A 25322-nucleotide genomic window follows, 5' to 3' on the forward strand; every position below is an offset into this window, starting at 1 on the left:
CTTACAGCGGGCACTGCGCGCAGCGCCCTACCCACTCGACCTTGTAGCTCAGGCAACAGGTGCGCCTGACCCGCCGCCCGTCAGGGGTGTAGCGCACCGCGCCGTACAGCGGGTTGCCGGGCGTCTCCAGCAACCGCTGGACCTCGGGCCGCTCACCTGCAATCTGCTCCAGGCAGTCACCGGCATTGCCCCACAACACCGCCGCCGGCACGCTGCCCAGCACGGCCAGTTGCTCGACGATGGCTGGCAGGTGCCGTTCCAGTACCGCCACCACACCGCCCACCGCCGCGGACGTCGACAGGTCGGTTGGCAGGCCGCGCCCATCCAGCGTCACCGCCAGCGCCTGAACCTGCAACGGGGCGCGCCCGACCAGGGCCGCACGCCACAGCAAGGCGAAATAGTACTTGGACCATTGCGACACCAGTACCGGCCGTTGCGCCGGCATCAGCTCGGGGCCGTACAGCCCCAGCAGCAGGGCATCGAAGGCGTCGGGGCGCAACAGCTCAGCGAGCCTCAAGGCCGTCCTCCTGCGCCTGCTCCGCGTCATGCGCGCGTGGCCAGCTCAGGCTGAAGCAGGCACCACCCAGGCGCTCGCTCTTGCCGATCAGGGCGCGCCCGGCATGCCAGTAGATGATCCGCCGCACGATCGACAAGCCCAGCCCGTGCCCGCCGGAGGCGCGGGTACGGCTGTCGTCCAGGCGGGTAAAGGGCGTGAAGATGCGCGACCAGGCGCTTTGCGGCACCCCCGGCCCATCGTCTTCGACGTCGATGCGACAGCGCTGGGCGCCCAGTTGATAGCTCAGGCTGACCTGCGACTCGGCGTGGCGCATCGCATTGCTCACCAGGTTCTGCAGGGCGCGGTGCAGGTAGCGCGGCTCGGCCTCGACCCACGCCCCCTGCTCGCCGCCCTGGCACGGCCCGCGCAGCACCCGCACCTCGCGGCGCAGCGGCGCCAGTTCGGCAATCACCTGGTCGAGCAAGGCGTCCAGGTCGATACGCTGGAAGTTCAGGGCCGGCGCCCCTTGCTCAAGACGTGCGTAGGTGAGCATCTCGTCGACCAGCCGGTCGAGGTCCTGAATATCGTTGTCCATGCCCAGCAGGTATTTCTCGCGGGCGTGCTCGCTGCTGGCGTTCTCGACCATCTCCAGGCCAAAGCGCAGGCGCGCCACCGGGGTGCGCAGCTCATGGGACACCGCCCGCACCAGTTCGCGCTGCATGTTCAGCGATTGCTGCAGGTGCCCGGCCATATGGTTGAACGCCGCGGCCAGGCGCCCCACCGAGTCGGCGTCGTCCGCTGCCACCCGCACGTCCAGGCTACCCTGGGCAATCTGCGTGGCTGCCGCCTCCAGGCCCGACAGACGCCGCTCCAGCTGGCGTACCAGCAGGTACACGATCAGGCCGATCAGGCACAGCCCCAGCGCCGCGATCACCAGCAGCATCTGCGGTGGATACGGGTTCATCTGATACAGCGGCCCGATCTCCAGCACCCAGGGCGTGGCCACCATGCCGGCGAACACGCGGATCGAGTTGCCGTCCTTGCCCAGCGCCATCACGGTGTCGCCTTCGTCGACGCGACGGCGCTGGTCGCCGTCCATGTCGGTCTGGTCGAGGCTGAGCAGGCGCAGGTCGAAGCCGAACCCCTTGCTCTGCTTGAGTTCGGCCAGGCGCTGCGGCTGCTCGCCCACCGGGTAACGCACCAGTTCGTCGGCCAGCAGGTAGATGGTGGCGCGGGCCAGTTGCTCGCTGATCTGCTGCACCTCGCCGGTCAGCAACAGGTTCTGCCCGCGCACCTGGCGCAGCACCCGCGCCGCATGGGGGCCGGTGCGCTGCACCAGCACATGCCCGCGTTGCAGGCGGGTGCGCTGGCTGCCGTCGAGGGCGGCCTGATCGATCGAGGTGAGGGCCAGCGGAATGCCCAGCAGGCGCCCCCATATCGCCAGCGCCCGGGTACGCTCCACATCGCTCATGGGGGCCAGGTTGTCGGCCATCAGGGTAAAGGTGCCGTGGGCCAGGCGCTCGCGGTACTGCTCGGCACGCACCTCGTTGAGCAGGTGCAGGCTGAGCGCGCCCAGCAACGCCACCAGCACCAGGGCGGCCAGCATGCCGCCGTAGATGCGCAGGAAGATCGAGTTCATTCAACCAGGCCCAGCGCCTGGGCAGCCTCGCCCACGAACAGGTAGCCTTTGCTGCGCACCGTCTTGATCATGCGCGGGTGGTCGGGGTCGTCGCCTATCTTGGGGCGGATGCGCGAAATGCGCACATCGATGGAGCGGTCCTGGCCGTCATAGCCCACCCCGCGCAGGGAGGTAAAGATCTCTTCGCGGGACAGGATGCGCCCCGCGTTGCTCACCAGCAGCCACAGCAGGTCGAACTCGGCAGCGGTCAGCTCGATGCCGTTGTCGCCGAGCCAGGCTTCGCGCAGGGTGTTGTCCACCCGCAGCGGGCCGAACTGCAGGCTCTGGCGCTCGCCCGTGGTGGCCGGCACCTCGGTGCGACGCAGCAAGGCGTTGATCCGCGCCAGCAACAGGCGCGGGCGCACCGGCTTGCACACGTAATCGTCGGCGCCCAGGTCCAGGCCCTGCACCTGGTCCAGGTCCTCGCTGCGCGCGGTGAGCATCAGGATGACCCCGTTGTACTGCGTGCGCACCTTGCGGCAGATGCTCAGGCCGTCCTCGCCGGGCAGCATCAGGTCGAGGATCACCAGGTCTGGCTGCTCGGCCACGATGCGCGCCGCCGCCTTCGCCCCATCGCCCTCCACCGCCACGTCGAAGCCATTGGCTTGCAGGTAGTCACGGGTCAGCTCGGCTAGACGCTCGTCATCCTCGACGATCAACACCTGACTGTTGGGCTGCTGCACGGATCACCTCGGCTGGGCTTTTTATTGTTGGAGTGAAGCCCTTCAATAAAGGGCAACATTGGCCCGCGATACTACCACTGCCGGGCGCCGGAAAAAGCCGCGCCAAAGTCGCTGGACAAGTGCGTTTTTTGTGATAGGGTTCGCGCCCTCAAAAATGCCCCTGCGACGCTTTGCCCGGGCAAAAAAAGAGTGACGAGCGGTGGAATGGCGGTGGGACGCGGCCTACAAGGCTTTGCCCATAATCACGCACAATCTACCCACACGTTATCCACAGGCCACTGCCTTGCAATACCCCCGATACCGCATTATCTTGTATCCCCAGCGCGACAAAACACTACATGTTGGGTTTTGAACAAAAATCCAAGCACAAGTGGAGCAGAGAACTCAAGCCTTCAGAGGCGCTTTTTTTGCTTGAACTTTGATTGAAATTCGCAGCCAAACCGCTCCTGCGGAAGGCGACCGGTGCAAGCCCGCGACGGGCCTTGTTTCGGGTACGGGTGTTGCAAGTGCAACCCCGTCAGCAACAGTTTTTGGGCCGTGGCCCAGAACCTTTGACTTCGGCCAGGGAGCGGCAAGCGATTGCCCCTTTTTTTCCTGATCTGTCCCGAAGTCGGTAGACCCTGCCCGGCCAGGCGCGCATGCGCCGGTGGGCAAGTTGGCGAGCTTTCGGACGGAACGGTAGGTGCCCAAAAGGCATCTGAACAAACATAGAGAACGTGGAGACACCCATGCAAACCGACACAACTCGCGAGAACCCGCAGGCGCTGGCGCCGCAGGCCGCTGATTCGAACCAGGATCTGGCTGCCACCGCCCCCGGCCAACTGCGCGTGATCAAGCGTAACGGCACTGTCGTCGCCTACACCGACGACAAGATCACCGTGGCCATCACCAAAGCGTTCCTCGCAGTTGAAGGCGGCACCGCTGCCGCCTCGTCGCGCATCCACGACACCGTCGCCCGCCTGACCGAGCAGGTCACCGCCACCTTCAAGCGTCGCATGCCTTCGGGCGGCACCATCCATATCGAAGAGATCCAGGACCAGGTCGAACTGGCCCTGATGCGCGCCGGCGAGCAGAAAGTCGCCCGTGACTACGTGATCTACCGTGACCAGCGTGCCAAGGAGCGTGCCACCCGCACTCCGGCCGACGCCTCGGTACAGCCGCACCCGAGCATCCGCATCAGCCTGGCCGACGGCAGCTTCGCGCCGCTGGACATGAACCGCCTGAACACCATCATCACCGAGGCCTGCGAAGGCCTGGCCGAAGTCGATGGCGAGCTGATCCAGCGCGAAACCCTGAAGAACCTGTACGACGGCGTGGCCATCAAGGACGTCAACACCGCCCTGGTGATGACCGCCCGTACCCTGGTAGAGCGCGAGCCGAACTACTCGTTCGTCACCGCCCGCCTGCTGATGGACACCCTGCGTGCCGAAGGCCTGAGCTTCCTCGAAGTGGCCGACAGCGCCACCCACCACGAAATGGCCGAGCTGTACGCCAAGGCGCTGCCTGCCTACGTGGCCAAGGGCGTGCAGTTCGAACTGCTCAACCCTGCCCTGGCCGACTTCGACCTGGAGCGTCTGGGCAAGGCGATCAACCACGAGCGCGACCAGCAGTTCACCTACCTGGGCCTGCAGACCCTCTACGACCGCTACTTCATCCACAAGGATGGCGTGCGCTTCGAGCTGCCACAGGTGTTCTTCATGCGCGTGGCCATGGGCCTGGCGCTGGAAGAGCAAGACAAGGAAGCCCGTGCGATCGAGTTCTACAACCTGTTGTCGTCGTTCGACTACATGGCCTCGACCCCGACCCTGTTCAACGCCGGCACCCTGCGTCCGCAGCTGTCGAGCTGCTACCTGACCACCGTGCCGGACGACCTGTCGGGCATCTACCACGCGATCCACGACAACGCCATGCTGTCGAAATTCGCCGGTGGCCTGGGCAACGACTGGACCCCTGTGCGTGCACTGGGCTCCTACATCAAGGGCACAAACGGCAAGTCCCAGGGCGTCGTGCCCTTCCTCAAGGTGGTCAACGACACCGCCGTTGCGGTCAACCAGGGCGGCAAGCGCAAGGGCGCGGTCTGTGCCTACCTGGAAACCTGGCACCTGGATATCGAAGAATTCATCGAGCTGCGCAAGAACACCGGTGATGACCGTCGTCGTACCCACGACATGAACACCGCCAACTGGATCCCCGACCTGTTCATGAAGCGTGTCTTCGATGACGGCAAGTGGACCCTGTTCTCGCCAAGCGAAGTACCAGACCTGCACGACCTGACCGGCAAGGCCTTCGAAGAGCGCTACGAGTACTACGAAGCCCTGACCGAGTACAACAAGATCAAGGTGTTCAAGACCGTCCAGGCCAAAGACCTGTGGCGCAAGATGCTGTCGATGCTGTTCGAGACCGGCCACCCGTGGCTGACCTTCAAGGACCCGTGCAACCTGCGTTCGCCGCAGCAGCACGTGGGCGTGGTACACAGCTCGAACCTGTGCACCGAGATCACCCTGAACACCAACAAGGACGAGATCGCGGTCTGCAACCTGGGCTCGATCAACCTGCCGAACCACATCGTCGACGGCAAGCTGGACACCGCCAAGCTGCAACGCACCGTGAACACTGCCGTGCGCATGCTCGACAACGTGATCGACATCAACTACTACTCCGTGCCGCAGGCGCGCAACTCGAACCTCAAGCACCGCCCTGTGGGCCTGGGCATCATGGGCTTCCAGGACGCGCTGTACCTGCAGCACATCCCGTACGGTTCGGACGCTGCGGTCGAGTTCGCCGACAAGTCGATGGAAGCGGTCAGCTACTACGCGATCCAGGCCTCCTGCGACCTGGCCGATGAGCGTGGCGCCTACGAGACGTTCCAGGGTTCGCTGTGGTCCAAGGGCATCCTGCCACTGGACTCGCAACAGATCCTGATCGAGCAACGTGGCCAGCAGTACATCGATGTCGACCTGAACGAGAGCCTGGACTGGGCACCGGTACGTGCCCGTGTGCAGAAAGGCATTCGCAACTCGAACATCATGGCCATCGCACCGACCGCGACCATCGCCAACATCACCGGCGTTTCGCAGTCGATCGAGCCGACCTACCAGAACCTGTACGTGAAATCGAACCTGTCGGGCGAGTTCACCGTGATCAACCCGTACCTGGTCCACGACCTGAAGGCCCGCGGCCTGTGGGACTCGGTCATGATCAACGACCTGAAGTACTACGATGGTTCGGTGCAGCAGATCGAGCGTATTCCGCAGGAGCTCAAGGACCTGTACGCCACCGCGTTCGAAGTCGAGACCAAATGGATCGTCGATGCAGCCAGCCGTCGCCAGAAGTGGATCGACCAGGCCCAGTCGCTGAACCTGTACATTGCCGGCGCTTCGGGCAAGAAGCTGGACGTGACCTACCGCATGGCCTGGTACCGTGGCCTGAAAACCACCTACTACCTCCGTGCCCTGGCCGCCACCAGCACCGAGAAGTCGACCATCAGCACCGGCAAGCTCAACGCCGTGTCCAGCGGTGGCGACAGCGCCCCGGTCCAGGCAGCAGCGCCAGCCGGCCCTGCCCCAGTGCCAAAAGCCTGCGCGATCGACGAGCCAGACTGCGAAGCCTGCCAGTAAGGCCTGAAGGCGCCGCTTGCAAGCGGCGCCTTGCGCCTACCCTGTAGGCGCTGGCCTTGCCAGCGAAGAGGTCGGCACAACCACCGGCCTCTATCGCCGAACACCCAGGTGCGGGTCACCCCGCCCTCCCCGAGGGGCTACGCCCCCGGAAGCATTCCAAGATTTTGCGTGCACACCTTAACCGCGAGCAGCGCAACCCTAGATCCAACCGGCCATACTCTTTCATGGCCCTCAAGCAGGAGACCCATCATGCTGAGCTGGGACGAATTCGAAAACGAAGACGGCGAAGTCGCCGCCAAAGGTCAAACCGCCTCTCAGGTGGCTGAAGCGGGCATCGACAAGCTCGACAGCGCTGGCGGTGTGGCCGCGCAGGAAGCCCGTGCAGTGACCGCCGCCGACTCCGACGCGGTCAAGCGCGCCAAGGCGGCCCTGGACGATCTCGACATCGCCGAAGGCCTGGCCGAGCTGGAAGGCTCTGCTGCCCGTGTAGCGGTCGACGAGAAGCGCATGATCAACTGCCGCGCCGACCTCAACCAGCTGGTACCGTTCAAGTACGACTGGGCCTGGCAGAAGTACCTGGATGGCTGTGCCAACCACTGGATGCCGCAAGAGGTCAACATGACCGCGGACATCGCCCTGTGGAAGACCCCCGAAGGCCTGACCGACGACGAGCGTCGCATCGTCATGCGCAACCTGGGCTTCTTCTCCACCGCCGACTCGCTGGTTGCCAACAACCTGGCACTGGCCGTGTACCGCTTGATCACCAACCCCGAGTGCCGCCAGTACATCCTGCGCCAGGCGTTCGAAGAGGCGATCCACACCCACGCGTACCAGTACTGCATCGAATCGCTGGGCATGGATGAAGGCGAGATCTTCAACATGTACCACGAGATCCCTTCGGTCGCGAAAAAGGCCGCCTGGGGCCTGCGCTACACCCGTGCCATCTCGGACCCGGAGTTCGACACCGGCACCGTCGAGACCGACAAGGAGCTGCTGCGCAACCTGATCGCCTACTACTGCGTACTCGAAGGCATCTTCTTCTACTGCGGCTTCACCCAGATCCTGTCGATGGGTCGTCGCAACAAGATGACCGGCGTTGCCGAGCAGTTCCAGTACATCCTGCGTGACGAGTCGATGCACCTGAACTTCGGTATCGACGTGATCAACCAGATCAAGATCGAAAACCCGCACCTGTGGGATGCAGAGATGAAGGAAGAGGCCTCGCAGATGATCCTGCAGGGTACTCAGCTGGAAATCGAATACGCACGCGACACCATGCCACGCGGCGTGCTGGGCATGAACGCGGCGATGATGGAGGACTACCTCAAGTTCATCGCCAACCGTCGCCTGTCGCAGATCGGCCTGAAGGAAGAGTACCCAGGTACCACCAACCCGTTCCCATGGATGAGCGAAATCATGGACTTGAAGAAAGAGAAGAACTTCTTCGAGACGCGGGTTATCGAGTATCAGACTGGCGGCGCGTTGAGCTGGGATTGATTTCCCGCGCGTGGATGCTGCAAAAAGAGGCTGCCGCAAGGCGGCCTTTTTTGTGCCTGCCTTTTTTCAGAGGTTTTCGCATGCTGTTGGTCGCTGCGCCTGCTAGCGTCTGTCAGCCAGGGTCACGCTGGAACCCGTTAGGAGCCAGCCTTGCTGGCGAAGAGGCCAGCAGACCTTGCGCACTATTACAGTTGATCCGGCAAAAACTGCGGCACCCTGGCCTTCAACAGTTCAACCAACTCCGGCGCCATGAACCCATAGTAGTCCGGGATGCCCAGGCAAACGATGCGCTTGTCGCCCAGCACCGAGCGGAATCGCGCCGACAGTTTCTTGCGGTGCGCCTGTTCCATCACGATCACCAGGTCTGCCCACGCCAGCAACTCGTTGCCCACCGGCACGTCCGCATCATTGCCCACACCGGCAGAGGCCGTCTCCACCCCCGGCCAGTCGGCAAACACCTGTTCAGCCGTGGGGCTGCGCAAGCGGTTCTGAGTACACACGAACAGTACATGCAGTGTCATTGATTACCTGGAATTACAACAAGATTAGGGTTGGCAGACAGCCCATCGCGGGGCAAGCCCGCTCCCACAGGAGGGCGCAAACACTTTGTGGGAGCGGGCTTGACCCGCGATGGCGTCGGCAAATCAGAGGGTCGCGCGATGGCTACCCGCGTTGCGAATCGAAAAACCGATACAACGCCCGCAAACCGATCACGACGGCCTCGACCGAAGCCGCATGCTCCTGCGGCTGCAACGCCTCGACTTTTTCGATGTTCTCGTCCAGCCCATGCAGCGCAATCGCCTCCAGGTGCCGCACCTGCACCGGCGGCAGCGCCGGCCAGCGCGCTACCTGCACACCCCGCAAATAGCCGAAGCACCACTCCTCCACCACCACCTGCGGATCAGGCTCGGACTCGTCTTCGAGAAACAACGGTTCGAAGGCATCACACGCCTCACTGAGCTCGCCCGCCACGTTGTTCATGTAGCGCATCAACAACGCCGAAAACGCCTCGGCCTCGGCCGGCTTCTTGAACCGCGGCGCTCTGCCGCCGGTCACTTCGGGCAGCCATTCGTTGGGCGTCAACAACACGGGCGAACTGGCCAGCGCCACCAGAAAGCCATCCAGCTCCGAGAGCGTGAGGATGGCTTCATCGTTACCGTACTTGAGCAGAAAACCATCAAGACGGGTCATTTCCTTATCGTTCAAAGGCTGTACAAAAGCTGTCATGGCATAGCCTCAAGGCGGGATCCTGCCGTAACACTACATCACCCCGCCCTTCAGCGCTTACCCGGCGCCCGTCAGCCACGCCACAAATGGCAGGATCATCAGCGTGCAGGCAGCCATCGACAGCACGTTGCCAATGTACCCATGCAGATGGCTGGGCAGGCGCTGGCTGATTGCGACCGCCAATGGCGGTGCCATCACCGCGCCCAGGCCGGCGCTGAGCACCACTACCTCCCACGTGCCACCCAATGTCAGCACCGCCGCCGGCACCACGGACACGATCGGGATATAGGTCGGGTACCACCCCCTCTGCATCCATTGCCTGCGCCACAACAGCACGCCGATCAGCGACGCCAGCGCCTGCCCGCCCACCATCTCCAGCACCAGCTGGGAGCCGTAGGCCGGCCCGGCCGGCGACAGCAGGTAGGCCGCCAGCACGCCGAGCAACAAGCCCAGGCTGGCCAGCTCATTGCCGAAGAACGGCGCCTCGCTGAAGTCGGCCAGCACCCGTCGCAGCGTCCAGCCAACGCCGTGGTGCGGTGTCGCTCTCTCGATGACCGGTGCCGGTGGCGGCGCATCGACAGGCGGCGTCGAGCGCACCAGGCCTGCAAACCGCCGGCACAGCATGAACGCCAGCACACTCGCCACGGCCATGCCGCCAACATTGCCGATCACCACCGGCAAGCCCAGTGGGTAGCACAGGTAATTGACCAGCAGCAGGCTCGCTGGCGTCACCAGCAGTGCCCCCAGCAACGCGCCATTGATCGCGACCTTCCAGCCGCCGCCGAACAGCAGCACCATCGCCGCCGGCAGCGAGACGAACGCGACGAAGGTGGGTTGCCAGGTGCTGGCGCTGAGCGTCCAGCCCCACAGCACATGGCTGAACACCAGCCCCAGCAGCGAACTGGTCACCAGCCAGGGCCACAACCCGGTGCCATAGCAGATCGCAAAGCCTTGCCATGCCCGGCCCGTGCGGTGCGCCCAATGGGCCAGCGCGGCGCCCAGCAGCAACCCGATCGCCGGCAGCTCATGCTTGTAGAACGCTACCTCGCTGATATCGCCGACGATCCAGCGCAACCGCGCCAGCGGCTCGTGCAGGTTGGCGACCATGTGCGCGTAGTCGGGCCATACCCCGACCCAGGATGCCGCACGCCCGCTGATGACCTCGATGAACACCCCGGTGCCCAGCGACACGCACACGCACATCAGCAGCAAAGGCAGAAAGCCTGCCTCCACCTTGTCGATTGACTTGTCCATGGCGACTCCTCAGCGCGGCAGCGCTGGATGCTGGTCATAACCCAGCATCGCGCCATAGCAATCGGTGCGACGGTCCCGTGGCAGGTCATTCAGGCTGTTCCAGACCGGCGCGCTGCGTGCAGTGCTGAGGTCGACATCGGCATACAGGATGCACTCGTCCTCGGCGCCCCCCACCTTGCCCAACGGCCAGCCATTGGTGCCCGCGATCAGCGAACACCCCAGAAAACGCCCGCCACGCTCGCTGCCGATGCGGTTGGCGGCGGCAATGTAGACATTGTTGACGTGGGCCGCGGTGATGGTGAGGTACGAGGCCATGCACCTGCCGCTGGCATCGAACAGCGGGGGCGGTGTCCACACCCAGTTGTTCAGGCTGCAGATGATGTCTGCACCCTGCAACGCAAGCAGGCGTGGCACCTCGGGAAACCATACGTCCCAGCAGATCATCAGGCCGATCCGCCCGATCGGGGTTTCAAACACCGGAAAGCCCAGATCACCGGGGCTGAACCAGAGCTTTTCCTGGTTCCACAGGTGTGCCTTGCGGTAATGGCCCAGCAGCCCGTCGGGGCCGAACAGCACCGCGCTGTCATACAGCTTGAGGCCATCGCGCTCGACAAATCCTGCCACCAGGTACACCTGATGCTCCCGGGCGAAGGCGCGCCAGGTCTTGATACTGGGACCTTCATCGAGGGTTTCGGCATGCGCATAGGCTTCTGCTCGGGTCTCGAAGGTGTAGCCGGTGTTGGCAAGCTCGGGCAGCACGATCAGGTTGGCGCCGTCATGCACCGCCTCTTCGGCGAGCTGCAGACCTTTGCACAAGTTGTTGTCGCACTGGTCCAGCCCGACCTGCGGGTCGAACTGAATCACGGCAATACGCACGGGGCTGACCGGGACAGAGGGTGCAGGCATGGGAGTGTCCTTTTTGTTGTTCGAGTTGTCGTTTGGAGGCTTTCCAGTGGACAAAACAACCCTCAAGAGGGACAAGTCGGCCCCTTCCGACAATGCTGCAAGGCCGCTCTGCGCCTGTAGGAAAGGCCTACCGGGACGCCTGGGGCTGAATGCAATAGTGCGGATAGACCGCCATGCTGAAACCGCCGTTGAACAGCGCCCCGGTGTCGTTGCACAGGTTGATCACGGCATCGATCGCGGTACGCAGGCAGGGCTCGGTCCAGCCTGCATCCACCGAGAACGACTCGCCTGCCAGGTACAACCCGCTGTGACGGGCATGCTCACGGCTGTATCGCATCAGGCTCAGCGCATCGTAGTAGGTGCCGGCCCGGTAGAGCCTGGCGCAGCCCAGGGCATTGCGGTCGGTGACCCAACGCTGCACCCGCGCATTGCGGGTATCGACATACGGCGATAGCGGTGCCTGCACATTGCTGCACCGCAACAGGATCCGGTCCAGCTCCTGCACGCACTTTTCCACCAGTTGCTCATCGCTGAACGCGGCCAGCTTGGTCGCGTCGTCCTCCCAGGTGTAGCTGAGCAGGATGCAGTCGCTGGCATAGCGGTCGTTGTAGCGATAGGCATAAACATCGTGGATAAAGCTGTCAGTAACGAGAATTTGCGGGATGGCCTGATTACGTTGCAAAAAACTTTTCTGCAATGGCGCATACACCTTGCAGCTGGTTTCCCAGTGCGCCGTCTTGTATGCATCGATGATCTGCTGAGGCAGCATTGCCGCAGTGAAGCCTTAAAGACGCACCGATGTCTCGATCAGCCAGGAAGGCAAGGTGACGATCACTGCGTCGAAGTCCTCGCTCTGCAACGTGCTCGATTGCAGGTCGCTGGCATGCCACTGGTACTGCACGCGAATCTGCTGGTTCGCCAGCTTGCGCAGGCCAGTAACCGGGCTGTCGGTAAGCAGCCCGTTGGGCAGGGCACTGAGGTGCTGGTAGGGAGATGCACCGGTTGGCGCTACCGGCATGAACAACAGGCATTCATCCAGAGCGGCCAGCCCCAGGTAGGTAGGTGACGCGAACGGCAGACCTCTGCTGTCGTATACAGGCTGATTGGCAACCAGCGGCGCGTCCAGCGGGTTACCCTGCTCGTCCACGCGGCCATGCACCAGTTGCAGGTGGCTGCTGAAGCCGAAGATCGCCGTTCGCAGCGGATACAGGCTGCAGACATCATAGAAAGCCCCCCAACTGCCGTCGCCGATACCGATGGCATAGAACAACGCGGACTCTGCCGCGCTCATGCCCAGGCCGCCGAAGTCGCCGGGCGTTTCGGGGTTCCACACATCAATTGCCGGCAACCTGACCAGGTCCCGAAACGACATTGCCTGATAGCGTTCAACAATGGCGGCCCACAGGTCTTCCCACTGCTCGTCGCCGTAGGCTTGCGCCACGGTTTCGGTCATCCGGTCGGCAAACACCCGCCACTTTTCATGTACCTGTTGCAAGGTGGCCGTAGGTGGCGGTGTCCGGCCGTCAGCGTTGTCCCAGATCAACAGCGTCGGCTCGCCCTCGCCGTCCAGCAGACCTTCACGCAGGTAGATGCCTGTCGAGCGTACGGCAGGCGTACCCGGGTTGGGAAAATCGGACAAGCGCAGATCGAACTGACTGGCGTAGTACGCCATCAACGAGCGCCCCTCTTTCGGCGCTTCGCCACTGCGATTGAACAACGGCATGCGCATGGCGCCCATTTCGAACGGCGTCGAAGGCTCCCTGTCGCCTGGGCCAGGGTCGACGATGGTCATGTGCCGACCGCCGATCCGTTGCGACTTTTCGATCAGGGTGATGTGCTGGAAGCCGCAACGCAGCAGCTCGCGGGCGGCAGTCAAACCGGTAACGCCGGCACCGATGATGCAAATGCGGTGCTCGGCGCGACGGGCTTGGGCGATACCACCGACCTGCTCGAGCAACCTGCGGTAGTCGAAACACAGATCGGGCGGGTTGGGGAACCGCGCCGACCAGCCTTCGGCATTACCCGCCAAGGGGGTCGCAACATCAGCGGGATGGTTGTAGGTGGAACCGATAGTCATGGGCTGCTCTCTGCTTGAAGTGGCGGAGCAGAGAGCTTGAAGTCGCTGCCGGCTGCAGCGGTGCTACATAGTTGAACGCCCTCACTCCGGCAGTTCGAGCGCCACCCCACCTGCATGCTGCCTCACTATCCGATACGGCAGCACCGCCCAGCCCACCCCACGGCAATGGCGCTGCACGCTGTCGAACACCGGGTCGAACTGGATGCCTTCAGGGGTAAAGCGCCATGTGGGCATCTGCCACACCTGCGCCTGTGCGTAATCGCAGCCGTCCTCGCCCACCTCGCCCAACATGTGCTGCGGATAAAGCTGCTTGAGCTGCGCCAGCAACCACGGCGCAAAGGTGCGCGAGCGGTAGTCCACATAGGCACCGAAACTCACGGTGGCGAACTGCTCGGGGTTGGGGCCAGGCTGGTACTCGTAGTGAAACGGCTTGCCCTCGCCCACCCACAGCACATCGTCCAGGGTCAGCTCCTTGCCCGACTCCACCGCCAGGTTGAGCGGCGCATCGGTGGGCAGCATCGGCGTGCCGTCGCAGCTGTAGTCCTGCACGATGCTGACACTGAGCAGCGCATTGCTCATGAACCGTGGCGTCACCGTCTGCCGGTAGTACCCGCCAGGGCGCCCCAGCAGCATGCACTGGTGGTAGGCCACCACATCACTGGACAGGCGCGCGCGCAGCAACTGATTGAGGCGTGTGAGCTGCTGCGCAGGGTAACCGTCCTCGATCACGAACAGGCTTATCCCCGAGGACGGCTCGCTCAGCCAGCGCAGCGGGTAGCCTTGAAAGTGTTCAAGCTCGCCCGGCTTCAACGGCAGTTGCATCAGCCTCAGGTATTCATAGGGTGAGTCGGTGTACTGGCGGGCCAGGAACGGATCGGCACCCGACGGTACCTGCGGCAGTCGTGCCGGCAGCAGCGTGATCGGCAGGCGTTTGCCCTGGGCGCTTTGCCACTCACCTTGCAGGCCGCCCTGGGCAGCCGGCCACAGCGCGAGTGTTGGCAGCGAGTCGATGCCTGCCTCCGGGGCCGGCTCATGCCCCTCCACCAGTTGAATCCGCGTGCCCTGGATGCTGCCGGTGAGCTGCAGGTCGTGGTGATGCTTCACGTAGAAGTAACGCCCGCTGACATCCTCGGGCACGGCGCGGTCGAGCTCCAGCACGATCGACTGGGTACCCAGGGTACCGGTGAACACGTCGCTGTCCAAGCCCGCCTGGGCGGGCATGGCTGCGGTAAAGGCCTGCGCGGCCAGCAGTGCGACGCAACATCCATGTTTCATGGGAAAAACGTCCGCTATTCAAGAGGGGTGAATTATGCCGACAAAGCCTGCGGCACTAGGCAACTAATTGAACGGCGGCGGATCTTTACTCAGAGCCCCCCACGGAAACCTCCCCCATGAACGAGCAGAAAAGCGGCAAGACCCCGGGCCTGTCAGCGGACGAAGAGCAGGAGGTCAGCCACAACCAGCCGCCACGTGCCGCTGTGCTCCACGAGATCATCCGCGCCCAGGGCGACAAGGAACTGCAGCGCACCATCGCGGCGCTGTGGTGGTCGGCACTGGCGGCCGGCTTGAGCATGGGCCTGTCGCTGATGGCGATGGGGCTGTTCTATTCCCGCCTGCCCGAGGGCGACAGCAGCCAGGTGATCGCCAGCCTGGGCTACTCGGCGGGCTTTCTGGCGGTGATTCTCGCGCGCCAGCAACTGTTTACCGAAAATACCCTGACCGCCGTGCTGCCGGTGATGACCAAACCCACGTTCAACAATGTGGGGCGCCTGTTGCGCCTGTGGGGCGTGGTGCTGTTCGGCAACCTGGTGGGCACCGTGCTGGTGTCATACGTGATGCTGCACCTGCCGATCTTCGACACCAAGACCGATCTCGCCTTTCTCGAAGTGGGGCGCAAGGTCATGGAAAACGAGGTGGGCCAGATGTTTGCCAAGGGCATCATCTCGGGCTGGATGATCGCGACCATGGTGTGGATGATCCCGTCGATGGAGAACGCCAAGATCTGGATCATCCTGCTGATCACCTATCTCATGGCGCTGGGTGACTTCACCCATATCGTGGTTGGCTCGGTCGAGGTGTCGTACCTGGTGTGGGCCGGGGAAGTGAGCTGGCAGCAGTTCTGGCTGCACTTTGCCGCGCCGACCCTGGCGGGCAACATCGTGGGCGGCAGCTTCATCTTCGCGCTGATCAGCCATGCGCAGATTCGCAGCGACGCCGGCCTGCCCGATGAAACCCTGAGCAAGGGCCGCGAGCGCCCCTTGCCCGGCCGGCGCGACCCTAGCGACGCACCTTAGCGCTGCCTGGTGGCCAACACGCCCGCCTGAGCCTGCTGTTGCTCCAGTGGAAGCCACCACGCGGTACCCCGCTGCGGTTGCACCAGGCTGACCCGCTCCCCCATCTGCGGGGTGCTCAGCGGTACCCGTGCGTTGGCCGCCAGGGCCATGATGCGGTCGAAGGGTTCATGCCAGGCGTGGGTGGACAGGTCGAAGGTGCCGTTGTGGATCGGCAGCAACCAGCGCCCGCGCAGGTCCAGGTGCGCCTGCAGGCTCTGCTCGGGCTGCATGTGCACATTGGGCCAGTTGACGTTGTAGGCGCCGGTTTCCATCAGGGTCACGTCGAATGGCCCATAGCGTTCGCCGATCTGCCTGAAGCCCTCGAAATAGCCGGTATCGCCGCTGAAGAACAGGCGCAGGTCCTCATCGAGCACCACCCATGACGCCCACAGGGTGCGGTTGCTGTCGAACAGCCCGCGCCCGGAGAAGTGCTGCGCCGGGGTGGCGACGAACTGGATGCCCGCAACCTCCGTGGCCTGCCACCAGTCGAGCTGGCGCACCTTGGCCGCAGGCACGCCCCACCCGACCAGGGTGTCGCCCACCCCAAGCGGGGCAAGGAACACCTCGGTGCGCTCGGCCAGGGCCAGCACCGCCCGTTCATCCAGATGGTCGTAATGGTCGTGGGACAGTATCACCGCCGTGATCGGCGGCAGTTGCTCCAGCGCCAGCGGCGGCTGGTGAAAGCGCTGCGGGCCGGCCCACTGCACCGGTGAGGCGCGCTCGGCGAACACCGGGTCGGTGATGAAGAAACGATCGCGCAGCTTGAGCAGCACCGTGGAATGGCCCAGGCGCCACAGGCTGCGGTCCGGCGCGGCCAGCACCTGGGCCTGGCTCAGGGGGTGTAACGGTATCGGCAGGGTTGGCCGGGTGTCGGCCGGCTTGCTCAGAAACAGGAACTTGAAACCGATGCGCAGTTTTTTCAGCACCCCGTCGCGGGGCAACTGGGCCTGGTTGCGGTACCGCCCATCCTGCTGCAGCGACGGCTGCGCGGGGGTTTCGGTGGCTTGTGCTGCAAGGGAAGCCATGAATGCAAATACTCCGACTAACCGTTTCAGGTGCATGCCCATTGCCCGTACCAACTGTGAAATGGCCTGCAAGGCCATTCTTGAACAGCCCGGCTTTGTTCAACAATATTCACGCAAATTATGCGATGAACGGCGTCAGGCAGATCGGCAAATCATGACTCAAATCAGCAACGGCAAGGGACTATCATTTGTCAGAAGAATTTACCTGCCGCGTATCATCGGCTCGGGTATCGGCCTGTTCAGCGTGCTTTCCGGCGTGCTGCCCCTGCAGCTGCCGTACTGGGTCGTAGCGCTGCTGGTGTTCAACGGCCTGGGCTGGCCGCACCTGGCCTACCAGCTCGGCCTGCGCTCGCAAGCCCCCTATCGCGCCGAACAGCGCAACCTGATGGTCGACTCGCTGATGGGCGGCTTCTGGGCCGGCACCGTGCAGTTCAACCCGCTCATCAGCGTCACCATCCTGGCCATGATGGGCATGAACAACGTCGCCGCCGGTGGTCAGCGCCTGTTTGTGCAAGGTCTTTTGGCCATGGGGCTGGGCATGGTGGCGGCGGTGGCGCTGTTCGGGCCGAGCCTGCAACTGGAGGTCAGCACCGTGCAGGTGTACGCCTGCCTGCCGATGCTGACCCTCTATCCGCTGGCGCTGGGCTGGGTGTGCTACCGCCTGGCAATCAAGCTGGCCGAGCACAAGCGCAGCCTCAGTGCGCTGAGCCGCACCGACAGCCTCACCGGCCTGTTCAACCACGGCTCATGGAAAGACCTGCTGCAACTGCGCTTTCAGCTGTGCCAGCAGGCCCCGGCCCAGGCCGTGATCGCGATCATCGACATCGACCACTTCAAGACCATCAACGATGTGTATGGCCATGTGGTGGGTGACTGCGTGCTGCGCCAGCTGAGCGTCGAGCTCAAGCGCAACCTGCGCGAGGACGACGTGCCGGGGCGCTACGGCGGGGATGAATTCGGCGTGATCCTGCCCGGGTGCAGCCTGGAGCATGCCAGCCAGGTCATGGAGCGCCTGCGCCAGCGGGTCAACGAGTACCGCAACGAGCAGCTCCCGCAATTGCGCATCAGCCTGAGCATCGGCCTGGCCAGCTTCCAGCCAGGCTTCGCAGACTCCATGGTGTGGCTGAACGAGGCGGACAAGGCGCTGTATGCGGCCAAGCAGAGTGGCCGCAACAAGGTCAATGTGGCCCGCGGCGAGGTGGTGCCGCTGCGCCTGGCCTACCCGGACTGAAATGCAGGCACCACGTTCCGGCGCCTTCGCCGGCATGGCCGGCTCCTGCAGCTAGGGCTTGCGGCCCTGTGTCACGCCCGCAAGCGGCGCTGGGCCGCGATCTCCGGCAGGTCGTTGCGACGCAGGTACACCCGCAACGGCTCGGTGATGTTCAACCGCTCGTCGACATTCTGCGCCAGCAGCACCTCGATCAGTTCGCGGCGCAAGGTCATCACCTCGCCGCCGCTCGCCTGCCACACGAATTCATGGCTGGGGATGATGCTGTCGTCGGCCACGTCCATGCCGAACGAGTCTTCGCTGAAGCGCACGATATGCCGGCCCAGCTTGTGGTTGAAGCCTACGAAGCCCTTGAGCTGGTCGGCCGCGGCGCAGATATCCTGGGAAGTGATGTGCATGTCAAACCTCACTGGAGCATCGTCGAAGATGCGGGGTGAATGGAATTGGCACGCGGGGCGGGTCGTCTGCGGCCCTCTCTGACGGAGAAGCTCGACAGGCAGAGGTTACTAAAAACCCGCCTGCGCCTGACACCCTTTTTTTCGCTAAACTGCCAGACATCCTCACCTTGCCGCCAGCCACGTGGACGTTCCATGAGTACTGCCATCACCGCCGACCTTGCCACGATTGCGCGGATCAACGCCGTGCCGGCCATCCTCCAGGTGATCTGCGAAACCACCGGCATGCGCTTTGCGGCCGTGGCCCGTGTCACCGAGAACAACTGGACCGCCTGCGCCGTGCTCGACAACCTGGGCTTTGGCCTGGGAGTGGGCGGCGAGCTGGACGCGGCCACCACGCTATGCCACGAGATTCGCGGCAGCCACCAGACCATCGTGATCGACAAGGCCAGCGAGGACGCCCGCTACTGCCACCACCCCACCCCGCGCCTGTACCGCTTCGAAAGCTATATCTCGGTGCCGGTGTTCCGTACCAACGGCAGCTTTTTCGGCACCATCTGCGCGCTCGATCCGGCCCCGGCCGCCCTCACCGGCAGTGCCATCCAGCCGATGATGGAGTCCTTCGCGCGGCTGTTGACGATCCAGATCGAGAGCGAGGAAGCCGCCCAGCAGACCGAGGCGGCGCTGAAGAAGGAGCTGGCCATCGCCGAGCTGCGCGAACAGTTCATCGCGGTGCTCGGCCACGACCTGCGCAACCCGCTGTTCGCCATCACCGCCGGCGCCGAGCTGCTGGTCAAGCGCCTGGGCGATGCACGCTCGCGAACCATCGCCGAGCACATCCTCGCCTCCGGGCGCCGTGCCACCGAACTGGTGCGCGATGTGCTGGATTTCGCCCGCGGGCGCCTGGGCAACGGCATCATGGTGAACATCCAGCCCTGCCCCGACCTGGACACCGCCCTGCGTCAGGTGGCCTCCGAGCTGCAACGGGTCTACCCGCAGCGGGTGATACGCCTGCATATCGATGACCTCAGCGGCATGTGCTGCGACCGCGAGCGGATCACCCAGCTGCTCTCCAACCTGCTGGCCAACGCCCTGAACCATGGCGACGCCAACAGCCCGGTAGATGTATCGGCGCGTATCGAGCAGCAGGTGTTCACCCTGGGCGTGCACAACCAGGGCGCGCCGATTGCCCCGGCGGTGATGGCGCAACTGTTCCAGCCGTTTTCGCGCCCGCTCGACGGCACCCCGCAAAGCGGCCTGGGGCTGGGCCTGTACATCGCCAACCAGATTGCCCTGGCCCATGGCGGGCGCATGGAAGTGGTGTCCAGCCGCGAGGCCGGCACGCTGTTCAGCCTGCGCCTGCCACTGGATCGAGTTGCCCCGCCAGAACCTGCTCCAGCCACCCCATGAACGCCGCCACCCGCAATGGCAGGTGTACCTGCCGAGCGAACAGCAATGACACCGGCATCGGCTCGGGCACCTGCTGGTCCAGCACGCTGACCAGTTGCCCGCTCTCCAGGTACTCGCGCACACCGGCAAAGGGCGCCTGGATGATGCCCAACCCGGCCAGGCAGGCGCTTTCGTAGGCATCGGTATTGTTCACCGTGACCGCACCGCCCATGGGCTGATACCGCGTCGTGGCGCCCTGTCGGTACTCGAACCCCGGGCAGCGCCCCCCCAGGTTCTGTACGTAGTGGATCAACTGGTGGTCGCGCAGGGCCTCCAGCCGTGTCGGCACCCCCATGCGCTGCAGGTAGGCAGGGCTGGCGCAGTTGACCATGCGCAGGCTGCCCAGGGGCCGGGCAACCAGCGCAAGGTCGCTGAGCGCACCGATGCGCAGCACGCAGTCGAAGCCCTCGCGCACCAGGTCGACCTGGCGATCGGTGCAACTGATCTCCAGCGCCAGCCCCGGGTGCTGCTGCATGAACGCCGGCAAGGCCGGCAGAATGATGCGCCGTGCCATCAGCGTCGGCAGGTCGATGCGCAGGCGACCGTGCAACTGGGCCGGGTCTGGCCGAAACAGCCCTTCGAGCTCGTCCATTCGCGACAGCAGGTCTTTGCTACGCTCGTACAGTTGCAGGCCATCCTGGGTGGCCTGTACACGCCGCGTGGTGCGGTTGAGCAGGCGCGTGCCCAGGTGCCTCTCAAGCAGGCGCACCTGTTCCGAGACGGTAGAACGCGGCAGTCCCAGGCTCTCACCGGCCAGGGTGAAGCTCGACAGTTCGGCAACCCGCACAAAGGTGCGCAACAGCTCCAGCGTGTTCATCCAGCCCCCTCCATTGTTCGACCCTGCCGAACAGTATTTCCGAATCCAGCGGATTTATCAGTACCGGAGCGACCAATAGACTGTGCTCGACTTCAGCCACCCCGAGGAACCGACCATGACCCCCAAGATCGCACTGATTACCGGCGCCAGCCGTGGCCTGGGCAGGAACACCGCGTTGCACCTGGCAGCCCAGGGCATCGACATCATCGGCACCTACCACAGCAAGGCCGACGAGGCCCACGCGCTGGTGGCCGAGCTTGAGCAAAAAGGCGTGCGCGCCACCATGTTGCAACTGGACGTGAGCAACAGCGCCAGCTTCGAGGCGTTCGCCGCCACCCTCGATGACACCTTGCAGCGTACCTTCGGCCGTCGACAGTTCGACTTTCTGGTGAACAACGCCGGCATCGGCATCAACGCAAGCTTCAGCGAAACCACCGAAGCGCAGTTCGATACCCTGCTCAACATCCAGCTCAAGGGCCCGTTCTTTCTCACCCAGCGGCTGCTGCCGCTGCTTGCCGACCAGGGCCGCATCGTCAATATCTCCACCGGGCTGACCCGCTTCGCCCTGCCCGGCTTTGCCGCCTACGCGGCGATGAAGGGGGCAATGGAGGTGCTGACCCGCTACCAGGCCAAGGAGCTCGGTGCGCGTGGCATTCGCGTGAACATCCTGGCCCCCGGTGCCATCGAGACCGACTTTGGTGGCGGTGTGGTGCGCGACAATGACCAGGTGAACGGCTTTATCGCCAGCAACACTGCCCTGGGCCGCGTGGGCCTGCCGGATGATATCGGCGCGGCGGTGGCTGTGCTGCTCGGCGACGGTGGCAGCTGGATCAACGGCCAGCGGGTGGAGGTGTCGGGCGGGATGTTCCTCTGAAACCTCAGAGGTGCCTGTACAGCTCGGTGAGGCGGTCCAGCGCGGCCTGCACGAAGTCCTCGGGCAGGTCCTGGATCAATCGCGACGGGGCCTCGAACAGGTCCTCGCCGTGCGCTGCCTCAAGCGCCTCGAGCACCTCCATGCGCGCGTCACGACGCTCGGGGTAGTGCGGGCCGAACAGCGCCAGGGCATCACCGAACGCCTTGGCAGTGACCGGCATGTGCAGGGCATGCAGGCCGCGCAAGGCGATCAGGGCCTGGTCGCCGGCACTGTTCCAGAAATACTGGTCCAGCCGCCCGTTCATGGTTTCGGCCTCCAGCCACCACAGCGCGATGGCTTCCTGCTCCTGCGCCAGCAAGGTGTCGAAACCGTGACCCCAGCGTGCTTCGAGTTGCGCCCAGGTGGGGCTGTTGGTGATGCTCATGTACGTTCCCTCGCCCACGTGCCGAATCGATGGGCGCGATTATAGGCGCCGCCTCAGTCCTCGCGCACCTGCACGCTGGCGGTCATGCCTGCACTGAGGTTGACCCCCGCCGGCACCTCGTCGAGCCGGATGCGCACCGGAATGCGCTGGGCCAGGCGCACCCAGTTGAAGGTCGGCTCCACTTCGGCCAGCAACTGGCTGTCGGGGGTGGCGTTGCGATCGGTGATGCCGCGGCTGATGCTCTGCACATGGCCCTGCATCGGCTCGCCGGCGCTCATCAGCCACACCTTGACCGGCGCACCGACCTTGATGCGCGGCAGCTTGGTTTCTTCGAAATAGGCCTGCACATAGAAGGTCGAGTCGTCCACCAGCGCCATCACCGGCTGCCCGGCATTCACATAATTGCCCTCGGCCAGGCGCAGGTTGGTGATGTGCCCGTCCCGCGGTGCCTTGACCTGGCTGCGCGCCAGGTTGAGCGCGGCCACCTTGACCTCGGCCAGGGCCTGGCGCAGCTCGCCACGGGCCACGGCGGCGTTGATCTGGGCGTTTTCGCGCAGCTCGGCGCTGATCGCCTGCGGGCCCAGTGCAGCGCGGCGCGAGGCCTCGTGTTCGCGCAGGCGCAGTTGCTGCTGGCGGGTCTCGGCCACGGCATTGGCTTTTTCCAGCGCGGCCTCGAAGCGGTCCTTGTCGATGGACATCAGCAAATCCCCCGCCTTGACCTCCTGGTTGTCGTGCACCTTGAGCTCGCGCACCCAGCCCGACACATCCGGGGCGACGATCACCACGTCGGCGCGGATCTTCGCGTCGCGGGTCCAGGGGGTGAGCATGTAGTAGCGCCACAGTTCGAGGCCGGCGAAAACCGCCACCACCACCAGGCACAGGGTTACGGCAACACGCACATAGGTACGCATGGTCAAACTCCTTACAGGGGCCCCAGTACGCGGGTGACCAGGGCCAGAATACAAACGAACAGTGCAGTGTCGAACAGGGCTTCATGCCACACCCAGCGCCCCAGCGGGGTCAGACGCAGCAGCAGCCGCACCGCGAAGGTCAGCAGCAGCGCCAGCACCGCATAGATCAGAAACGGGCTGAGCAGTACCCCGCCCATTGCCCACTCACGCAACCCCATGGAGTTCCTCCTGTCGCCGGCACCACTTGGCCCAGCTGTGTCGAAGTTGCAGTACCGCGCCCACGGCAAGACGCAGCGGGTCGCTGTCGGGGCGTTGCTGCAACGCCGCGATGAAGGCTTCGCTGGCAGCATCCAGGCGCTGCCCGCGCCCGGCACCCGGGCCCTGTGCCAGCACGTTTTCCAGCTGCTGGAAATACGCGCGCTGCGCCGCGTCCGGTGGCACCTGGGCCACCGCCAGGCACATGCGCAGGTGCAGCAGTTCGTCGCCGATGTCCAGCCCGTGCAGGCCATCGTCCCAGTGGCCGCGCTCCTGCTCGGGCAGCGCGGTGTAATGGCGCGCCAGCTGCAGCAGGCGGTCGGCCATGCGCCCGCCAAACCAGGTTTCGGCGCCGCGCAGGTCGCGCCGGGTCAGGCGTACCAGGTCGTTCTGGGTGGCGGCGCGCAGGCGCCGGCCGTGCCATGCCGGGTTGCGCAACACCAGCAGCTTGAACGCCAGCACCGCTGCGCCCACCCCCAGCAGCATGGCCTGGGCACTGTTGAGAAAGTTGGCCACATCGAACGTCATGGTATTGAGCGGTGCCACCAGCACGATGAAGTGCAGGCAGTACGAAGTGGCTGTGGCGCCGATTTTCGGGTTGGCCATGCCCAGCGCGCCCAGGAACAGCGGCACCCCCATGCCCATGCACAGCAAGGCAAAACCGCTCCACTGCGGCAGCAGGATCTGCCCGACGAAGAACGCCACGGGCACCGCCAACAGGATGCCGCGCAAAAAACTCATGCCGATCTGCGCGCCGTTCTCGCGACTGGCGAACAGGCTGCACACCACGCAGGTGAGCACCAGGCCGCCGGGCGCCGCCGACCAGGCGGTGGCCAGCCAGAAGCTGGCCATGGCCAGGAACGCCAGCGCACTGCGCGAGCCGAACAGCAGTGCCAGCGGCACGTCGCGGTGCACCGCCAGGCTGTCGGGCAGGTCGGCCGGTGCCTTGCCCTCCTCCACCGCGCGCAGGGCCAGGGTCGCCGCCATGGCGTTGTCCAGCAGCAGGGTCAGACGCGCCAGGCAGTAATGCTGCGCGGGGCTGTTGTGCTCGTCATGGGCGGCATCCCAAACGCGCTGGCGCAGCACCAGCAGTGCGGCCTGATCGGGCTCGGCCAGGGCGGCCTGCACCTCGCTCAGCCACGGGGCCATGTGCTGCGCCTGTTCGTCGTCGAGCTGGCGCCACTGACGGCGTACAGAACGGGCGATGCGCAACAGGATCAGCAGCTTCTGGCTGAGCCCGCGAATCGCCCGGGCACGCTGGCGACCCAGGCTGCCTTCGAACCAGGCGTGTTCGCGCTGGGCATCCACCGCGACGATGCGCCCCAGAATCTCCAGAAGGCCCTTGCGCCCCTGCTCCTCGCCGGTCAGGGTCGCACTGGCCGCCTGCAGGCCGCTTTGCCAGGCCTGGCGAGCCTGCCCGCTGAGCTGCTGCTCGACCCGCATCGGCCAGAGCAAGGCGCTGACCAAGGTGGCGCAGATGATGCCCAGGCTGATCTCGGTGCAGCGTGCCACCGCCTGGTCGAACACCAGCAGCGGGTGATTGATGGCCGGCAAGGCGATGATCGCCACGGTGTAGCCGGCCAGCACGAAGGAATACGCCCAGGCGCTGCGCAGCAGGGTCGAGCAGGCCGTGCACAGCGCCAGCCACAGGGCCAGCGCCAGCAGAAACAGCCACGGCGTCTGGGCGAACAGGCCCATGAACACCACTGACATGATCGTCCCGACCAGCGTGCCGAACAGCCGTGCCAGGCCCTTCTGCAGCACCATGCCCGACAGCGGCTGGGCCACGATGAAAGCCGTCATCAACGCCCAGGCCGGTTGTTCCAGCCCCCAGCGCAACGCCAGCCACAGCGCCAACCCGCCGCCAAGCAGGGTTTTCACGGCAAATTGCACAGCGAGTCGGTTGGGCGCCAGCAGGGCCTGCAGAGTGATGGGCACGGATCGAACCTTGGGAAGCGATGAAGTAAAGATAGACACAGATACGCGGGAAAGGTCAGATGCGAATTATTAGCTAGCTAACTACTTATAGTCCAGAATTTTTCTGCCTTCCCGCGCCGGCAAGGCCGTGCCTACAGGGCCCATCCCGGCAGGCCCCGGTACTGCCACCCCAAATTCCAGGCAAAAAAAATGGGCAACCGAAGTTGCCCTAAATGCCTTGCGTGCTCGTGTATCGGAA

The 25322-nt window shown here is 64.5% G+C and carries 21 protein-coding genes and 2 pseudogenes; 6 read left to right on the forward strand and 17 right to left on the reverse strand.

Annotated features, from left to right (window positions below; all coding sequences use genetic code 11):
• Window position 1: 1 nt before the first annotated feature.
• The 4 genes and pseudogenes from KH389_RS20540 to KH389_RS20550 form a co-directional block, all read right to left on the reverse strand.
• Window positions 2-421: a (2Fe-2S)-binding protein gene (locus tag KH389_RS20540; protein ID WP_476726657.1), complete on the reverse strand. Its 420-nt coding sequence runs from the start codon at window positions 419-421 to the stop codon at window positions 2-4.
• A pseudogene (locus KH389_RS27910) lies at window positions 394-511 on the reverse strand (siderophore-iron reductase FhuF); the annotation flags it as partial. The pseudogene KH389_RS27910 and the gene KH389_RS20540, both read right to left, overlap by 28 nt.
• Entirely contained in the window at window positions 504-2135 is a 1632-nt protein-coding gene (locus KH389_RS20545) for an ATP-binding protein (RefSeq protein WP_196933217.1), read from the reverse strand. The gene KH389_RS20545 and the pseudogene KH389_RS27910, both read right to left, overlap by 8 nt.
• Entirely contained in the window at window positions 2132-2857 is a 726-nt protein-coding gene (locus KH389_RS20550) for a response regulator (RefSeq protein WP_054914711.1), read from the reverse strand. Before KH389_RS20550 ends, KH389_RS20545 begins: the two co-directional genes overlap by 4 nt.
• A 728-nt stretch (window positions 2858-3585) precedes the next feature.
• On the opposite strand from KH389_RS20550, the gene KH389_RS20555 reads away from it, so the two are divergent.
• The gene (locus KH389_RS20555) at window positions 3586-6474 is read left to right on the forward strand and encodes a ribonucleoside-diphosphate reductase subunit alpha (RefSeq protein WP_213606153.1); all 2889 of its coding nucleotides are present in this window, start codon (window positions 3586-3588) and stop codon (window positions 6472-6474) included.
• A 249-nt stretch (window positions 6475-6723) separates the two neighbouring features.
• Entirely contained in the window at window positions 6724-7971 is a 1248-nt protein-coding gene (locus tag KH389_RS20560; RefSeq protein WP_043862583.1) for a ribonucleotide-diphosphate reductase subunit beta, read from the forward strand.
• A 185-nt stretch (window positions 7972-8156) separates the two neighbouring features.
• Here the strand turns inward: KH389_RS20560 and KH389_RS20565 are convergent, their stop codons facing one another.
• The 6 genes and pseudogenes from KH389_RS20565 to KH389_RS20590 form a co-directional block, all read right to left on the reverse strand.
• Window positions 8157-8492, reverse strand: coding sequence for a low molecular weight protein tyrosine phosphatase family protein (locus KH389_RS20565; RefSeq protein WP_213606154.1), 336 nt, complete (start codon window positions 8490-8492; stop codon window positions 8157-8159).
• 142 nt (window positions 8493-8634) lie between these two features.
• Window positions 8635-9162 carry a UPF0149 family protein gene (locus tag KH389_RS20570; RefSeq protein WP_231390896.1) on the reverse strand — a complete coding sequence of 176 codons (528 nt, stop codon included), beginning with the start codon at window positions 9160-9162 and terminating at the stop codon, window positions 8635-8637.
• Between the two features lie 93 nt (window positions 9163-9255).
• The gene (locus KH389_RS20575) at window positions 9256-10452 is read right to left on the reverse strand and encodes a hypothetical protein (protein ID WP_213606155.1); all 1197 of its coding nucleotides are present in this window, start codon (window positions 10450-10452) and stop codon (window positions 9256-9258) included.
• A gap of 9 nt (window positions 10453-10461) precedes the next feature.
• Entirely contained in the window at window positions 10462-11358 is an 897-nt protein-coding gene (locus KH389_RS20580) for a nitrilase family protein (protein ID WP_213606156.1), read from the reverse strand.
• A 127-nt stretch (window positions 11359-11485) separates the two neighbouring features.
• Window positions 11486-13435: pseudogene (locus tag KH389_RS20585) on the reverse strand (flavin monoamine oxidase family protein).
• An 81-nt stretch (window positions 13436-13516) separates the two neighbouring features.
• Window positions 13517-14710 (reverse strand): hypothetical protein, encoded by a 1194-nt coding sequence (locus KH389_RS20590; protein ID WP_213606157.1) that lies wholly within the window; start codon window positions 14708-14710, stop codon window positions 13517-13519.
• A gap of 116 nt (window positions 14711-14826) precedes the next feature.
• On the opposite strand from KH389_RS20590, the gene KH389_RS20595 reads away from it, so the two are divergent.
• On the forward strand, window positions 14827-15729 hold the full coding sequence (locus KH389_RS20595) for a formate/nitrite transporter family protein (protein ID WP_043862589.1): 903 nt from the start codon (window positions 14827-14829) through the stop codon (window positions 15727-15729).
• Here the strand turns inward: KH389_RS20595 and KH389_RS20600 are convergent.
• Entirely contained in the window at window positions 15726-16793 is a 1068-nt protein-coding gene (locus KH389_RS20600; protein ID WP_213606158.1) for an MBL fold metallo-hydrolase, read from the reverse strand. The genes KH389_RS20595 and KH389_RS20600 overlap by 4 nt on opposite strands.
• A gap of 154 nt (window positions 16794-16947) precedes the next feature.
• Here KH389_RS20600 and KH389_RS20605 point away from each other — a divergent pair, with 154 nt between their 5' ends.
• Entirely contained in the window at window positions 16948-18024 is a 1077-nt protein-coding gene (locus KH389_RS20605; RefSeq protein ID WP_078480541.1) for a diguanylate cyclase, read from the forward strand.
• A gap of 71 nt (window positions 18025-18095) precedes the next feature.
• On the opposite strand, the gene KH389_RS20610 is transcribed toward KH389_RS20605, so the two are convergent.
• The gene (locus KH389_RS20610) at window positions 18096-18419 is read right to left on the reverse strand and encodes a DUF2025 family protein (protein ID WP_043862592.1); all 324 of its coding nucleotides are present in this window, start codon (window positions 18417-18419) and stop codon (window positions 18096-18098) included.
• 192 nt (window positions 18420-18611) lie between these two features.
• Here KH389_RS20610 and KH389_RS20615 point away from each other — a divergent pair, with 192 nt between their 5' ends.
• Window positions 18612-19826: a GAF domain-containing sensor histidine kinase gene (locus tag KH389_RS20615; protein WP_213606159.1), complete on the forward strand. Its 1215-nt coding sequence runs from the start codon at window positions 18612-18614 to the stop codon at window positions 19824-19826.
• On the opposite strand, the gene KH389_RS20620 is transcribed toward KH389_RS20615, so the two are convergent.
• Window positions 19765-20682 (reverse strand): LysR family transcriptional regulator, encoded by a 918-nt coding sequence (locus tag KH389_RS20620; RefSeq protein WP_054914718.1) that lies wholly within the window; start codon window positions 20680-20682, stop codon window positions 19765-19767. The two genes, KH389_RS20615 and KH389_RS20620, sit on opposite strands and share 62 nt — an antisense overlap.
• A gap of 115 nt (window positions 20683-20797) precedes the next feature.
• On the opposite strand from KH389_RS20620, the gene KH389_RS20625 reads away from it, so the two are divergent.
• On the forward strand, window positions 20798-21556 hold the full coding sequence (locus KH389_RS20625; protein ID WP_213606160.1) for an SDR family NAD(P)-dependent oxidoreductase: 759 nt from the start codon (window positions 20798-20800) through the stop codon (window positions 21554-21556).
• 4 nt (window positions 21557-21560) lie between these two features.
• Here the strand turns inward: KH389_RS20625 and KH389_RS20630 are convergent, their stop codons facing one another.
• The 4 genes from KH389_RS20630 to KH389_RS20645 are packed head-to-tail and all read right to left on the reverse strand — an operon-like array spanning window position 21561 to window position 25084.
• Window positions 21561-21980, reverse strand: a complete 420-nt coding sequence (locus tag KH389_RS20630; RefSeq protein ID WP_058540986.1) for a DMP19 family protein — start codon at window positions 21978-21980, stop codon at window positions 21561-21563.
• 53 nt (window positions 21981-22033) lie between these two features.
• Window positions 22034-22891 (reverse strand): efflux RND transporter periplasmic adaptor subunit, encoded by an 858-nt coding sequence (locus KH389_RS20635; RefSeq protein ID WP_043862597.1) that lies wholly within the window; start codon window positions 22889-22891, stop codon window positions 22034-22036.
• Between the two features lie 11 nt (window positions 22892-22902).
• On the reverse strand, window positions 22903-23109 hold the full coding sequence (locus KH389_RS20640) for a DUF1656 domain-containing protein (RefSeq protein WP_043862598.1): 207 nt from the start codon (window positions 23107-23109) through the stop codon (window positions 22903-22905).
• Window positions 23096-25084 carry an FUSC family protein gene (locus KH389_RS20645; RefSeq protein ID WP_043862599.1) on the reverse strand — a complete coding sequence of 663 codons (1989 nt, stop codon included), beginning with the start codon at window positions 25082-25084 and terminating at the stop codon, window positions 23096-23098. Before KH389_RS20645 ends, KH389_RS20640 begins: the two co-directional genes overlap by 14 nt.
• Window positions 25085-25322 lie beyond the last annotated feature (238 nt).

It is taken from the genome of Pseudomonas qingdaonensis (genome assembly GCF_018398475.1).
Taxonomy (GTDB): Bacteria; Pseudomonadota; Gammaproteobacteria; order Pseudomonadales; family Pseudomonadaceae; genus Aquipseudomonas; species Aquipseudomonas palmensis.